Below are 13,161 nucleotides of genomic sequence, written 5' to 3'. Positions count from 1 at the left end.
TCCTTATAGCAGTTTTATTTATCGTTCAGTGCAGCTACCCCTGGAAGCTCTTTGCCTTCCATGAATTCAAGGGATGCGCCGCCGCCTGTTGAGATGTGGCTCATTTTTTCAGCAAGGCCGAATTTTTCAACGGCTGCCGCAGAGTCTCCTCCGCCGATGACAGAGTATGTATCATTAGCCTCTGCCAATGCTTCTGCAACCGCTTTTGTGCCTTGAGCGAACAAGTCGATTTCGAATACGCCCATCGGTCCGTTCCACACGACAAGTTTGCTGTTTTTGATAACGTCAGCATACGTTTCGCGTGTTTTCGTACCAATGTCGATGGCTTCTAAATCACTTGGAATCTCAGAGATCGGCACGATTTGAACGTTTGCATCGTTAGAGAAATCATCAGCAACGAGAACGTCTTCCGGCATATAGAATTTAACGCCTTTTTCTTTCGCGCGGTCCATGAATGATTTTGCAAGCTCGACTTTATCTTCTTCAAGAAGAGATTTACCGACTTCATAGCCAAGCGCTTTAACGAATGTGTAAGCAAGACCTCCGCCGATGATCAAGTTGTCCACTTTATCAAGCAGACTTTCGATGACGCCGATTTTGTCTTTTACTTTCGCTCCGCCGATGATTGCCGTGAACGGGCGGTCAGGGTTAGACACCGCTTTTCCAAGTACATCAAGCTCTTTTTCCATCAGGAATCCTGCAACCGCCGGGAGATGCTCGGCAATTCCGGCTGTAGATGCGTGAGCACGGTGGGCAGCACCGAATGCGTCATTGACATATACATCCGCAAGCTCAGCAAATGCTTTAGCAAGCTCAGGATCATTTTTCTCTTCGCCAGGGTAGAAACGTACGTTTTCCAATACAAGAACGTCTCCGTCCTTCATATCAGAAATTTGTGCTTTTACAGCATCACCGTAAGCTTCATCTGCTTTTTTCACTTCTTTGCCAAGCAGTTCGCCTAAGCGTGCAGCGACAGGAGTTAAACGAAGCTCCTCAACCACTTCGCCTTTCGGGCGGCCTAAGTGGCTCGCAAGAAGGACTTTCGCGCCTTGGTCTGCAAGGTGTTTGATTGTCGGAAGCGCAGCGCGGATACGAGTATCGTCTGTTACTTCCCCGTCTTTCATTGGAACGTTAAAGTCAACGCGGCAGAATACGACTTTGCCTTTTACGTCGATGTCTTTTACTGTTTTTTTATTCATGCCTTAGGAGATCCTCCTTCAAAATGGTTTGCATAGCACGAAAAACGTGAAACGTGAAACCGCCTTATGATGCTTCCGCCGCGGGGCAGATTGCAGCTTCCGGGCACGGGGCAGATCGTCTTCTGAGCCAGGGCAGGCGGCTAGGAAAACGAAAGTGCCGCTGAAACTGCAAAACGCGGACGTTCTGCAGCAATCAGGCGCTTTCTGAAAGCCGGTTCTCATGGAAAAAGGGAAAGGGAGTCCGTCCCCTTCCCTTGTCCGCTTTCATTATAGCGTTTCTGTCCGAAAGAACCAAGTCCGGCCCTTTCCGGGAGCTATGAATTAAAGACCTTGTTTTGCGATGTAAGCTGCAAGGTCAACAACGCGGTTAGAGTAGCCGCTTTCGTTATCGTACCAAGAGATTACTTTTACCATGCTGCCTTCCATAACCATTGTAGAAAGAGCATCGATTGTAGAAGAGTTAGCATTGCCGTTGTAGTCTCCGGATACTAATGGCTCTTCGCTGTAGCCAAGGATTCCTTTAAGATCGCCTTCAGCCGCTTCTTTAAGAGCTGCGTTTACGTCTTCAACTGTTACGTCTTTGTTAAGTTCAGCAACTAAGTCAACAAGAGAAACGTTTGGAGTCGGCACACGCATTGCTCCGCCGTTCAGTTTGCCTTTCAGTTCAGGAAGAACTAGAGAAACTGCTTTAGCAGCACCAGTTGATGTTGGGATGATGTTTTCAGCTGCTGCACGCGCACGACGGTAGTCTTTGTGCGGAAGATCAAGGATTTGCTGATCATTTGTGTAAGAGTGAACAGTTGTCATCATACCGCGTTTGATGCCGAATTTGTCGTTAAGTACTTTTGCAAACGGCGCAAGGCAGTTTGTTGTGCAAGATGCGTTAGAGATAACATCGTGGTTAGCTGCATCGTATTTATCTTCGTTAACACCCATAACGATTGTGATATCTTCTTCGTTAGCAGGTGCAGAGATGATGACTTTTTTCGCGCCGGCTTCTAAATGTTTCGCAGCGTCTGCGCGTTTTGTGAAGAAACCAGTAGATTCAACTACGATTTCAACGCCTTGTTTGCCCCAGCTGAGTTTCGCAGGATCGCGCTCAGCAGAAACTTCGATTGTTTTGCCGTTAACAACAAGGTTGCTGCCGTCAACTTTAACTTCTGCGTCTAATTTTCCGTGTACGGAATCATATTGTAAAAGATGAGCAAGCATGTTAGCGTCTGTTAAATCGTTAACCGCCACTACCTCAACTTCAGGATTGTTTAATGCTGCGCGGAATACGTTACGTCCAATACGACCAAAACCGTTAATACCGACTTTTACTGCCATGATTATTTCCTCCTTTTAATAAGTGAGAGATATTTATATTGAGGGACTGTTATCCCTTAATAACTTCTTTGCGGCTCCTTCGTCCGTGACGAGAACCGTGTTTCGCTGCTTTTTAAAATATGCTTCGATTGCTTCTGCTTTTGATGATCCGCCCGCTACCGCGATAATATCGGGAATGGCATCGAGGTCATCGAGCTGCATTCCGACTGAATGCACCTTGTGAACGACTTCTCCGTCCGCATTAAAGTAGTAGCCGAATGCCTCTGTCACCGCATGATTGTCATCTATTTTCTTCAAATCTTCCAAAGGTGTGTTTCTTCGCTCCGCCATTGTTCTAGCTTCGCCGATTCCGTGAATGAGCATACTCGCTGATTTAATCGTCTGAAGCACCTCTTTTACGGAAGGTTCTTCAATAATAGATGAATAGGCGCCTTGTGACAGCTGTCCGGGAACGAACAAAAGCCGGTAAGTGCCTGAAGCCTTTTCCGCCATATGCGCGCATATGGTGTTCGCCTGGTTTTTCACGTCTTCGCCTAAACCGCCTCTTGCAGGCACAAACAAAAGCTCGCGGTTTTTAGAATCCGGCGTCATCATATCGGCGACGGCTTCAATTGTCGTACCGCCGGTTACAGCGACGATATTTTTGCCTGAAAATCTCTTTTTCATACACGCAACGGCCGCTCTCCCTAATTCTTTTTTGACCCAAGGAGATTGGTCGCTGTCTCCGGAGACGATAATGGCGTCTTTCAGATTAAGCCGCTCTTTTAATGTCTTTTCCAAAAGCGTCAATCCTAAAACATCCTTCATCGTATCTTCCAGAATCGAAAGCAGTGAATAGCCTTCTTCCGTCATTGTCATGCCGTTTGTTTTAATATCAATGAGATTCTGTTCTTTCAAAAACTGAACCTCGCTTCTGAGAACGCGCTCGGTCAATCCGAGACTGGCTGCGAGACTTCTGCGGCCGATCGGTTCGGTAAGCCTGATATACTGCAAGATTTCAAATCTTTTCTGCATGACAAGCAAAAGATCAGGCAATAATTTTTTTTGAGCTTGTATTAACTGGTTCATGACTCAAACGTTCCTTCCTATTCATACTGGACAGAAAATGTCCCGCTATGACAAAAAACGTCCCATCATAGCCAAAAAAAATTATGTCTGCTTTCTTTAATTATTTTAACAGGATGACTTTGTTAATTCAACTGTTAAAGGTCAATTCCTCGACATTCTTCGCAGGATTTACCAGTATCTCCTTGATACAGTCATTATATACAGAAACAGACTGAAGGTGACAGACAAAAGCCCGCCGGAGCGGACTTTTGTCGTAAAACGCTTTCATTTTATCCAGAGTTTTTCTATTTCCTCTAATGATTTATTTTTCGTCTCAGGGCAGATCGTCACGACAAACAAGAAACAGAGAATATTAATGACGGCAAATATCCAGAAAGTGTACGCGAGACCCAGCCCGCTGATCATCATCGGCACGAACTGGCCGATCGCCCAGTTCGCCCCCCACAGGAATATCGTCGCGATACCGGCGGCGCGTGCGCGGAGGTGGTTCGGAAAGATTTCTGAAATCATGATCCACGTAATCGGCCCGACTGAAACGCAGAAAGCGGCGACGAATCCCAATATAATGACGACTAAAGCCGGCCCGCTTGCCAGCTGAAAATAAAAAGATGCTCCGATTAAGATCATAAACAGCGCCATAAAGGCTGATCCGACCCCCATCAGCTTTTTCCGGCCGACTTTATCGACTAAAAGAACCGCAATAATGGTGAAAATCACTTCGACGACACCGACGATGCATGTCGTGACAAACCCCGCATTCTGCCCGAAGCCCATCATTTTGAAGATTTCCGGCCCGTAATACGTAATCGCGTTCATGCCGATGACCTGATTGAACAAAGCCAGCAGAATTCCGATCACAAGCGCTTTTCTCAGCCCCGGTTTAAACAGCTGAGACAATGATCCCATTTTTTCTAATTGTAAAGACGTTTCGATTTGTTTGATTTCTTCTTTCGCGGTCTGCTCGCCGTTAATGCGCGTCAGCACGGCGAGAGCTTCATTCCTGCGCCCCGCTTTTGCAAGCCAGCGCGGACTTTCCGGCACGATAAGCAGCACGATAAAAAAGATGACGGACGGAATCATGCCGTAAGCGAGCATCCACCGCCAGCCGGTGTGCACCCCCCATTCATATGAGCCGGACTGCTGGACGGCGAGGTTAATAAAATAAGTGCCGGAGATCCCTAATATCGTAAACAGCTGATATAGTGAGGAAAGACTGCCGCGTATGGCCGGCGGAGCGGCTTCGGTAATATAGGTGACAGAAAGCGAGGAGCCCATTCCGATTCCCAGACCGCCGATGATTCTGGCGATAATTAAGGAAGACACACTTTGAGAAAGCGCAGAGACAACCGCTGACACCGCAAACAAAAGGGCCGCTGCCATCAGAACCTTTCTCCGTCCGAAACGGTCACTCAAAAATCCTGAAATCCCGACGCCGAAAACACCGCCGATCATAATGCTTGAAATCACGAGCCCTTCCATAAAAGGACTTAAACGGTACAAGTCTTTCAGAAAACCGATAGCGCCGGAAATCACCGCCGTGTCATAACCGTACAAAAGCCCTCCCAGTCCGGCCGCGCATGAGATAAGAATGACAAACCACTTCGAATGCTCTCGAGTGACAGGTACATTTGAGCCAAATGGTGCCGGGTGATTCTTCATGAATTTTACCCTCCCGCGAATAATAGAATAAAAACGCTTACAAAACAGAGCACTGTTACATTTGTACGTACTTATAAAGAATTTTATCTAAAAATAAGGAAAATTAGTACGTACAAATAAAGAATAAGCAGTTTTTCAGAATCTGTCAATTGTTTTTACAACTTGATGAAAGGGCTTACTATGTTATACTGGAATTTGTCCGTATACATTTTGGAGGAATTGATATGCTACCGAAATATGCTCAAGTAAAAGAAGAAATTTGTTCATGGCTGAATCAAGGAAAAATACAGCCTGACCAAAAACTGCCTACGGAAAATGAGCTGATGCAGCAGTTCGGCGTCAGCCGCCATACCATCAGAAAAGCGATCGGGGATTTGGTCTCGCAGGGACTGCTGTACAGCGTTCAGGGCGGAGGCACCTTTGTCGCTTCACGCACGGCGAAATCAGCCATGCATTCAAACAAAACGATCGGCGTCATTACAACGTACATATCAGACTATATTTTCCCGAGCATCATCAGGGGAATCGAATCTTATTTAAGCGAACAAGGCTATTCCATGCTGCTGACGAGCACCAACAACAATACAGAAAGTGAACGACGGGGCCTTGAAAACCTGCTGTCTAAAAATATAGACGGGCTGATTGTCGAGCCTACGAAAAGCGCGCTGCAGACGCCCAACATCGGCTATTATCTCAATCTGGAGAAAAACGGCATTCCGTTTGCCATGATTAACGCTTCTTATGCGGAGCTGGCCGCACCGAGCTTCTCCGTCAATGATGTCAAAGGCGGCATGATGGCTTGCGAATACGTCATGTCCCTCGGGCACACGCACATTATGGGAATTTTTAAAGCGGATGACACGCAGGGCGTCAAACGGATGAACGGCTATCTGCAGGCGCATCGGGAGCGCGGAATCTTCCCGTCTCCGGACATGATCGTGACTTACACGACTGAGGAAAAAGAAACCGTGCTTCTCCAAAAGATTAAGGATACCCTTGAGCAAAACAGCGGGTCATACCCGACGGCCATTCTTTGTTATAATGATGAAATTGCGCTGAAGACGATTAATCTTCTCAGAGAATTCGGCTTAAAGGTGCCTGATGACGTGTCAGTCATGGGCTATGATGATTCACATTTCGCCCAGATTTCCGAGGTGAAGCTCACCTCTGTCAAGCACCCGAAATCCATTATGGGGAAAGCGGCGGCAAAATACGTCATCGACTGCTTAGAACATAAAAAACCGAAGCAAGATGACGTCGTGTATGAACCGGAACTCGTCATCCGGAATTCCGTCAGGCGGATCGGCGAATGAAAAAAGCAATGTGCTGCGCACATTGCTTTTTTTGATCAGCTGTTTTTTAATTCGGCGATGATTTCAAACGACCGCATTCTGTCGGCATGCTCAAAGCTTTCTGAATTGACCATGATTTCATCCGCCTGTGTTGTCCGGATGAAGCTTTCCAGCTTTTCCTTTACCCGGTCCGGTCCGCCGACGATCGTTGAACTGAGCTGTTCATTGACCATCGCTTTTTCATACGGCGACCAGATTTGATCCATGTCTTCAACAGGGGGCTTCAGCTGGTTCGGCGTGCCGCGGACGAGGTCTAAAAATCTTTGATAATGCGATGTCGCCAGATGCTCCGCCTTTTCATCCGTGTCTGCGGCAATGACGGTGACGCCGACCATCGCGTACGGTTTATCCAGTACGTCTGACGGACGGAAGGAGCTTCGGTATAACTCAAGAGCCGGCACGGTGTTTTTCGGTGAGAAGTGAGCCGCAAAGGCGAACGGAAGCCCGAGCTCTCCGGCAAGGCGTGCGCTGAAGCCGCTTGAGCCCAGAAGCCAGATCGGCACGTCCAGCCCTTCGCCCGGAATGGCGCGGACTTGATTGCGCACATTGCCTGTCGGTTTGAAGTAATTTCTCAATTCTTCAAGCTGCTCCGGGAAATCCTCCCCGCTGTTTATGTTTCTTCTTAAGGCTCTTGCCGTTAATTGGTCGGTTCCCGGCGCACGTCCGAGTCCGAGGTCAATCCGCCCTGGATATAACGTTTCAAGGGTTCCGAATTGCTCCGCGATTATAAGTGACGAATGATTCGGCAGCATAATGCCGCCTGAACCGACGCGGATTTTTTTCGTGCCGCCGGCGATGTGGCCGATCAGCACTGACGTTGCCGAGCTGGCAACTCCTTCTATATTATGATGCTCCGCCAGCCAGTAGCGGTTATAGCCCCACTCCTCGGCGCGGCGCGCTAAATCCATGCTGTTGCGGAACGATTCAGCAACCGTTCCCCCCTGTACGACCGGCGATAAATTCAATACGGAAAACGCAGTATCTTTCAATGTATGTTCAGCCATCGTTTTCTCCTTTATGGTTTAGTGTAAGCAGATCTTAAACAAGGTCTCTACCACCACCTTACCACAGCTTTTCACGTGAGTTAAACAATTTGATTCGATGATCTTCGAACAATCAATCAGCGGTTATCACTGATGAACTCTGTATGAATGAATCTATTACATTCAGATATGATAAGCTTTTCATCCTATAAAAGTGAAAATCTATCGTTGAAAGAACAGATCCAATAATGTTAAGATATGTATGATATTGAATAGGAAGGAAGTCATTCTATATGCGTAAAAAACTCTTAATGGCACTCACAACAGCTTTACTGGCAGCAATCTTTTTTACAGGAAACACCGATAAGGCATACGCTGCAGACTTTTATGACGGCACTCAGCAGCATTTAAATGTAAGCGGATCTACCGATGCCTCCTACTACACGAAAAAAGCGAAAACTGTCGATTTTACTCTCAGTACAGCGTATCCGTCAAATCGAACCTTTAAAGGAAACCTATACTTACAGCGAAAGTCCGGAAAGAAATGGACGACTTGCAAAAAAACAACCTTCTCTTTCTCAGTAAGGGTGACTAAGTCATTCTCTTTAAAAGGATGCAAGACAGGTTATTATCGTGTCAAAGCCACGTTCAGCGGTTCAAAACTTGTCAATACGACAAACTCTTTTAAAATTAACCGATAAGATTCAGGACCCTAAGATGATTAGGGTCTTTTATTCATTCTTTGTGAGTTCCTGCGCGATTTGAATAAAAAGTTTTGCCGCCAATGAAGCTTCCTTTATGGAAGGAACGGCAAGCAGAACATCGCGGTACACCGCCTGATTCAATTCTCTCGTCACGACATTGTCCGGCAGCGATATTCCCGACATAGACATTTGTGACAATATCGCGATTCCCAGCCCTTCTTTAATCATGCTGATGGACGTATTGACGTTGTAAACAGTGAATGCGGCAGTCAGCACAGATCCTGCCTCCCTAAACATATCAATAAGCGGTGATTCGTATCCTCCGTCACAGATAATCATCGGCTGGCAGTCAAGGTCTTTCAGAGAGATTGCCTCACAGCTGCAAAGCGGATGATCATTTCTAAGCACGACGGCCATTTTATCTTTTTTCAGCGGCAGATATTCCATGTCTTCCGTAGGAAAAAGAGTAATACCTACGTCTATTACCCGGGAGCGGAGCCATTCCTTTACTTCGTTGACCGTTCCTTCATGAAGCACCAATTCAAGCTTCGGATACCGCTTTTTAAACATGCTGATCAGCTTTGGAATGAAATAAGCGGAAGCGGCCGGAAATGTCCCGACGTGAATCGTTCCCTGTTCAAGCCCTCTTTCCGCGGCCGCCAGCTGCTCGGCTTTTTCTATGCCTTTGAGCACCTCTCTGATATGGACGAGAATTTTTGCGCCCGTGTCCGTGAGCCTTAAGCCGTTGCGGCGCTCGCGGATGATCAGCTTAATGCCGAGCTCTGACTCAAGCGCCGAGATGGCATGGCTGACGGCGGGCTGCGTCATATTCAACGCCTGCCCCGCTTTCGTAAAACTTCCCGTTTCAGCGATTTGAACAAAAACCCGCAGTTGTGTAATCGTCATAACGTTTTACTTATGCTTCTTATAAAAAAGATTCATTTTATTTATCTTGCTGATTACCGTATCATATGATGGAATTGTTCTACAAGGAGTGAACGACGTGAAACAGCTTTCGAAAATACAGACAGCTCTCATGCTGGCGTTTTTAGTTACGGTATGGGGGATTAACTGGCCGCTGACAAAGGCCGCGCTCGCCTATTCGCCGCCACTTCTGTTTGCCGGAATCCGCACGCTGATCGGCGGACTTCTATTATTAATGGTGGCGCTGCCCCGTTTTAAAAAGCTGCGTTTTAAAGAAACGTGGCCGATCTATCTTATCTCTGCTATTTTAAATATTACTTTATTTTACGGTCTGCAAACGGTCGGCTTGAATTACCTGCCTGCCGGCTTATTTTCAGCCATCGTGTTTTTCCAGCCGGTTTTAATGGGTGTTTTTTCTTGGCTGTGGCTCGGCGAATCGATGTATCCTTTGAAAATCGCCGGGCTTATTCTGGGCTTTGCCGGTGTCGCCGTCATCAGTGCAGCCGGTTTCGGAGGTCATATTTCCGTCGCCGGCATTCTTTTGGCCTTAGGCTCCGCAGTCAGCTGGGCGCTCGGCACGGTATATGTTAAAAGAACGGGCGGACGCGCGGACTCGATCTGGATGGTCGCTCTTCAGCTTCTGATCGGCGGCGTGCTGCTTGTCAGCTCCGGCAGTTTTTCAGAAAGCTTTTCAGCGATTCAATGGAAAGCTCCGTTTATTCTGAGCCTTCTGTTCATTTCGGTATTTGTCATCGCGCTCGGCTGGCTCGCCTTTTTTACGCTTGTTGGTTCAGGGGAAGCAAGCAAGGTTGCCTCTTACACCTTCCTGATCCCGCTCATATCCATTGTCGTCAGCTCGATATTTCTGCATGAGCCGCTGACCGTCAGCCTTTTAGCCGGACTGCTTCTGATCGTCACAAGCATTTGTTTGGTGAATATAACACCGAAGAGACTGAAAACACCTGCTTTGGCCGCAGAAAAAAAGGCCGCTCATTAAAAAAACTCTTGCCGCGGGGCAAGAGTTTTTTATTTATTGACGTCTCCCTTTCACGAGATACGCAACCGTAATAAGCAGGTAGATGGCCGCGGTGATGCATGTGATGACAATGGATGTCGTCGCAATTACGCCGATCAGGATGGCCAAAAGCGCAAGCACCGCGAACCATGTCGTGTACGGGAACCATTTGACGTAATAAGCCGGCTGTTCTGTTGAATGTTTTCTTGATTTCAAATGGGCGAATCCGATAATCAGCCAGATGAACAGCACGGTATAGCCGAGTGAACCCATCAAATAATTAAACGTCTGGCTTCCTGCAAATAAAGAAATCAGGACGCCTACATATAAAAATGACGTACAAGTCAGAATCGCATAGACGGGAACCTTTTTCTTCGATAGTTTTGAAAAGATTTTCGGCACCCGGCCGTCAGAAGCCTGCGTAAATAAGACGCGGGATGACCCATACAATCCCGAGTTCATGGACGAGATAATCGCAAGAAGAATGACGGCATTCATAATATGGTCGGCACCCGGAATTCCGATCATCTTAAATACTATGACAAACGGGCTTTCAGGAACGCTGTTGACTTGATTCCAAGGAATCAGGCTGACGATGATGAAAAACGGCAGCAAGTAAAAAGCGACAATCCGCGTTAACGTGCTTCGGACAGCTTTCGGGATCACCTTTTCGGGATTTTTTGTCTCCGCCAGCGTGACGCCGATGATTTCCGTTCCGCCGTATGAGTAGATCACGACGAGCATCGCCGTGATGACGCCCCCCGCTCCATGCGGGAAAAACCCTCCGTGATCCGTTAAATGAGACAGCCCCGGCGCCGTGTGATTGCCGAATGAGAAAAATAAAAGCAGAATTCCGCATAAAATAAAGATGACAATCACTGTAATTTTAATGAGCGCGAGCCAGTACTCTGTCTCGGCAAACAGCTTCACAGAAAGCATGTTTACGACCGTTACCACGATAGAAATGATCAAAGCGAGTATCCATATCGGACATTCCGGCAGCCAATATTGAATGAAAATGGCGGCTACGACCGCCTCCGCGGCAATATTGAGCACCCACATTTTCCAATAGATCCAGTCTAAAAAGTATGCAGCGTACGATCCGAGAGACTGCTGAACCAAATCACGGAACGTCCTTGCATGTTTGTTTCTGACGGCCATTTCGGCCAGCCCCTGCATAATAAACAGCAGAATGATTCCGCCGAGGAGGTAGGCCAGCAGCACGGAAGGCCCGGCTTCATCAATCGCCGTGCTGCTGCCTTTAAAGAGCCCGGCCCCGATTGCGCCTCCAAGCGCCATCATCATAATGTGTCTGGACGACATCGTCCGTTTTAATGTTTGCTTGTCCTTTTCCATCTATCACACGCCCTCTCGCAAAAAGTGTTCATCACATAAAAAAGCACGCCGCCTCTTTTTAGAAAAGAGACGGCGTGCCTCAGGCAGCCGCGGTACCACTCTTGTTGATCCCGAATATCCGGAATCCAGCTTAAAAACCTTTTAACGAAGGTCAGCCGTTAGGACATAGGGAATATTCCGACAATTCCGTTCCGCCCTGCCACTTCCGGGCGAGTTCAAAGAACAATCAGTCCGCGTTGCACCACCCCGCGGCTCTCTTCTTCTGACTGGATTCTTTTACTGCTCCCGTTCACAGTGTTTTATGTTAAATGAATCTCTTGAGTTTTTATTTTCTGAATATAGTAACATAATATACAGTCTTCTAATTTTAAAGTCAATACTAATTTTTGCCGTCTATTGTCCTTCCCGGTCATTCGAAAATCTCAGCTGAAATCCGGAAACAAGGCTTTGCTTTCCGGGTGCCGCGCTTTCCGCTTTCACCTTAGTGTTTGCGTATAAAAACAGCGCAAGCGCAATGCCGAAGGATATGACGAGAATCCATGCTTTTTTCATCCAGATGCCTCCTCACTTTCTATCATCGGCGGCCTTTCTCTTTTTTTTATACGCCAAATCGAAAAAACAATTTTAAAATTCTGTTTTCCTTATATTGAAACTTGCTTTATCATAAAAGTATGCGTTTACATTCGAATAGGGAGGTTATAGCATGACCCCTGTCAATTCAAGCAGTATCGGGAAGATTCAGGCAGCCAGCAAAGGCTTGTCGCCGAAATTGAGAGCGATTGCAGACCATATCGTGAAGGAACCGAAAGACGTGGTTCATCTCTCTATCATTCAGCTGGCGGAAAAAACGAAAAGCTCTGAAGCGACGATTTTCAGGCTGTGCAAGCGGCTCGGTTTTTCCGGCTATCAGGATTTGAAAATCGCGCTTGCTCAGGAAATCGTTCAGGAGCCTGTGCAGCACATTCATGAAGAAATGAGCCCTGATGACGATACCGAAGTCATCATCCAAAAAGTTTTCCGCGCAAATATTTCCGGCCTGACCGATACGTTTCAGTTGTTAGATCCGGCCGATGTTGAAAAAGCGGCAGAGATGATTCACGGCGCAGACAGAATCGAATTTTACGGAAACGGCGGCTCCGGGCTGATCGCCACAGATGCGTATCATAAGTTTATGCGCACGGGCATAAACTGCATCGCTCACACGGACTCTCACTTCCAGGCGATGTCAGCGGGTCTTCTCGGTCCCGGAAGCGCAGTCATCGGGATTTCTCACTCGGGGAGCAACAAAGATGTGCTCGACGCGGTGAAAACGGCCAAATCGCTCGGCGCGGGCACGATCGGCATTACAAGCTACCAAAAGTCGCCGCTCACCCAGATTTCTGACGTTGTGCTGTATACATCAACAAGGGAGACTGCCTTTCGAACGGAAGCGATGTCCGCAAGACTCGCCCAGCTGACGGTCATTGATACACTTTATTTCGCAACGGCACGTCTGCGGCAGGAGAAAACGCTCGCCAACTTGCAGCAAATCAGAAAAATGATCGCGCACAAACGTTTGTAACCGTTTTCTGA

At 47.4% G+C, this 13,161-nt stretch carries 12 protein-coding genes and 1 other annotated feature; of the genes, 4 read left to right on the top strand and 8 right to left on the bottom strand.

Features of this window, described 5'->3' with window-relative positions; translation table 11 throughout:
* Window positions 1–14: 14 nt before the first annotated feature.
* The 4 genes from ACQE26_RS07475 to araE form a co-directional block, all read right to left on the bottom strand.
* Window positions 15–1,199: a phosphoglycerate kinase gene (locus ACQE26_RS07475; protein WP_500471146.1), complete on the bottom strand. Its 1,185-nt coding sequence runs from the start codon at window positions 1,197–1,199 to the stop codon at window positions 15–17.
* Window positions 1,200–1,520: 321 nt separating this feature from the next.
* Window positions 1,521–2,528: a type I glyceraldehyde-3-phosphate dehydrogenase gene (gap, locus tag ACQE26_RS07470; protein ID WP_016937887.1), complete on the bottom strand. Its 1,008-nt coding sequence runs from the start codon at window positions 2,526–2,528 to the stop codon at window positions 1,521–1,523.
* Window positions 2,529–2,561: 33 nt separating this feature from the next.
* Window positions 2,562–3,596 (bottom strand): gapA transcriptional regulator CggR, encoded by a 1,035-nt coding sequence (gene cggR, locus ACQE26_RS07465; RefSeq protein ID WP_016937886.1) that lies wholly within the window; start codon window positions 3,594–3,596, stop codon window positions 2,562–2,564.
* A gap of 264 nt (window positions 3,597–3,860) precedes the next feature.
* Window positions 3,861–5,255 carry an arabinose-proton symporter AraE gene (araE, locus tag ACQE26_RS07460; RefSeq protein WP_500471145.1) on the bottom strand — a complete coding sequence of 465 codons (1,395 nt, stop codon included), beginning with the start codon at window positions 5,253–5,255 and terminating at the stop codon, window positions 3,861–3,863.
* Window positions 5,256–5,479: 224 nt separating this feature from the next.
* Here araE and araR point away from each other — a divergent pair, with 224 nt between their 5' ends.
* Window positions 5,480–6,568 (top strand): arabinose utilization transcriptional regulator AraR, encoded by a 1,089-nt coding sequence (gene araR, locus ACQE26_RS07455; RefSeq protein WP_049627429.1) that lies wholly within the window; start codon window positions 5,480–5,482, stop codon window positions 6,566–6,568.
* Between the two features lie 35 nt (window positions 6,569–6,603).
* Here the strand turns inward: araR and ACQE26_RS07450 are convergent, their stop codons facing one another.
* A complete protein-coding gene (locus ACQE26_RS07450; RefSeq protein WP_064778603.1) occupies window positions 6,604–7,611 on the bottom strand; it encodes an LLM class flavin-dependent oxidoreductase in 1,008 nt (335 codons plus the stop codon).
* 272 nt (window positions 7,612–7,883) lie between these two features.
* Here ACQE26_RS07450 and ACQE26_RS07445 point away from each other — a divergent pair, with 272 nt between their 5' ends.
* Window positions 7,884–8,291, top strand: coding sequence for a hypothetical protein (locus ACQE26_RS07445; RefSeq protein WP_438420673.1), 408 nt, complete (start codon window positions 7,884–7,886; stop codon window positions 8,289–8,291).
* A gap of 30 nt (window positions 8,292–8,321) precedes the next feature.
* On the opposite strand, the gene ACQE26_RS07440 is transcribed toward ACQE26_RS07445, so the two are convergent.
* Entirely contained in the window at window positions 8,322–9,200 is an 879-nt protein-coding gene (locus tag ACQE26_RS07440; RefSeq protein WP_438420674.1) for a LysR family transcriptional regulator, read from the bottom strand.
* A gap of 97 nt (window positions 9,201–9,297) precedes the next feature.
* Here ACQE26_RS07440 and ACQE26_RS07435 point away from each other — a divergent pair, with 97 nt between their 5' ends.
* On the top strand, window positions 9,298–10,215 hold the full coding sequence (locus ACQE26_RS07435; RefSeq protein WP_438420675.1) for a DMT family transporter: 918 nt from the start codon (window positions 9,298–9,300) through the stop codon (window positions 10,213–10,215).
* Between the two features lie 33 nt (window positions 10,216–10,248).
* On the opposite strand, the gene ACQE26_RS07430 is transcribed toward ACQE26_RS07435, so the two are convergent.
* Window positions 10,249–11,589 (bottom strand): amino acid permease, encoded by a 1,341-nt coding sequence (locus ACQE26_RS07430; RefSeq protein WP_040238862.1) that lies wholly within the window; start codon window positions 11,587–11,589, stop codon window positions 10,249–10,251.
* 62 nt (window positions 11,590–11,651) lie between these two features.
* Window positions 11,652–11,891, bottom strand: a binding site (T-box leader).
* A gap of 91 nt (window positions 11,892–11,982) precedes the next feature.
* Window positions 11,983–12,141, bottom strand: coding sequence for a hypothetical protein (locus tag ACQE26_RS07425; RefSeq protein ID WP_016937878.1), 159 nt, complete (start codon window positions 12,139–12,141; stop codon window positions 11,983–11,985).
* A 151-nt stretch (window positions 12,142–12,292) separates the two neighbouring features.
* On the opposite strand from ACQE26_RS07425, the gene ACQE26_RS07420 reads away from it, so the two are divergent.
* Window positions 12,293–13,150: a MurR/RpiR family transcriptional regulator gene (locus ACQE26_RS07420; RefSeq protein WP_060964229.1), complete on the top strand. Its 858-nt coding sequence runs from the start codon at window positions 12,293–12,295 to the stop codon at window positions 13,148–13,150.
* Window positions 13,151–13,161 lie beyond the last annotated feature (11 nt).

The sequence above is a fragment of the Bacillus sp. 5RYD7K genome, assembly GCF_059831465.1.
This window is presented reverse-complemented; position numbering and strand designations above follow the sequence as displayed.

Excerpts from the sequence above, each read along its gene's own strand:
- ACQE26_RS07430 (WP_040238862.1), bottom strand. The coding sequence starts at position 11,589 with ATGGAAAAGGACAAGCAAACATTAAAACGGACGATGTCGTCCAGACAC.
- araR (WP_049627429.1), top strand. The coding sequence starts at position 5,480 with ATGCTACCGAAATATGCTCAAGTAAAAGAAGAAATTTGTTCATGGCTG.
- ACQE26_RS07445 (WP_438420673.1), top strand. The coding sequence starts at position 7,884 with ATGCGTAAAAAACTCTTAATGGCACTCACAACAGCTTTACTGGCAGCA.
- ACQE26_RS07475 (WP_500471146.1), bottom strand. The coding sequence starts at position 1,199 with ATGAATAAAAAAACAGTAAAAGACATCGACGTAAAAGGCAAAGTCGTA.
- ACQE26_RS07450 (WP_064778603.1), bottom strand. The coding sequence starts at position 7,611 with ATGGCTGAACATACATTGAAAGATACTGCGTTTTCCGTATTGAATTTA.
- ACQE26_RS07420 (WP_060964229.1), top strand. The coding sequence starts at position 12,293 with ATGACCCCTGTCAATTCAAGCAGTATCGGGAAGATTCAGGCAGCCAGC.
- cggR (WP_016937886.1), bottom strand. The coding sequence starts at position 3,596 with ATGAACCAGTTAATACAAGCTCAAAAAAAATTATTGCCTGATCTTTTG.
- gap (WP_016937887.1), bottom strand. The coding sequence starts at position 2,528 with ATGGCAGTAAAAGTCGGTATTAACGGTTTTGGTCGTATTGGACGTAAC.
- araE (WP_500471145.1), bottom strand. The coding sequence starts at position 5,255 with ATGAAGAATCACCCGGCACCATTTGGCTCAAATGTACCTGTCACTCGA.
- ACQE26_RS07440 (WP_438420674.1), bottom strand. The coding sequence starts at position 9,200 with ATGACGATTACACAACTGCGGGTTTTTGTTCAAATCGCTGAAACGGGA.
- ACQE26_RS07425 (WP_016937878.1), bottom strand. The coding sequence starts at position 12,141 with ATGAAAAAAGCATGGATTCTCGTCATATCCTTCGGCATTGCGCTTGCG.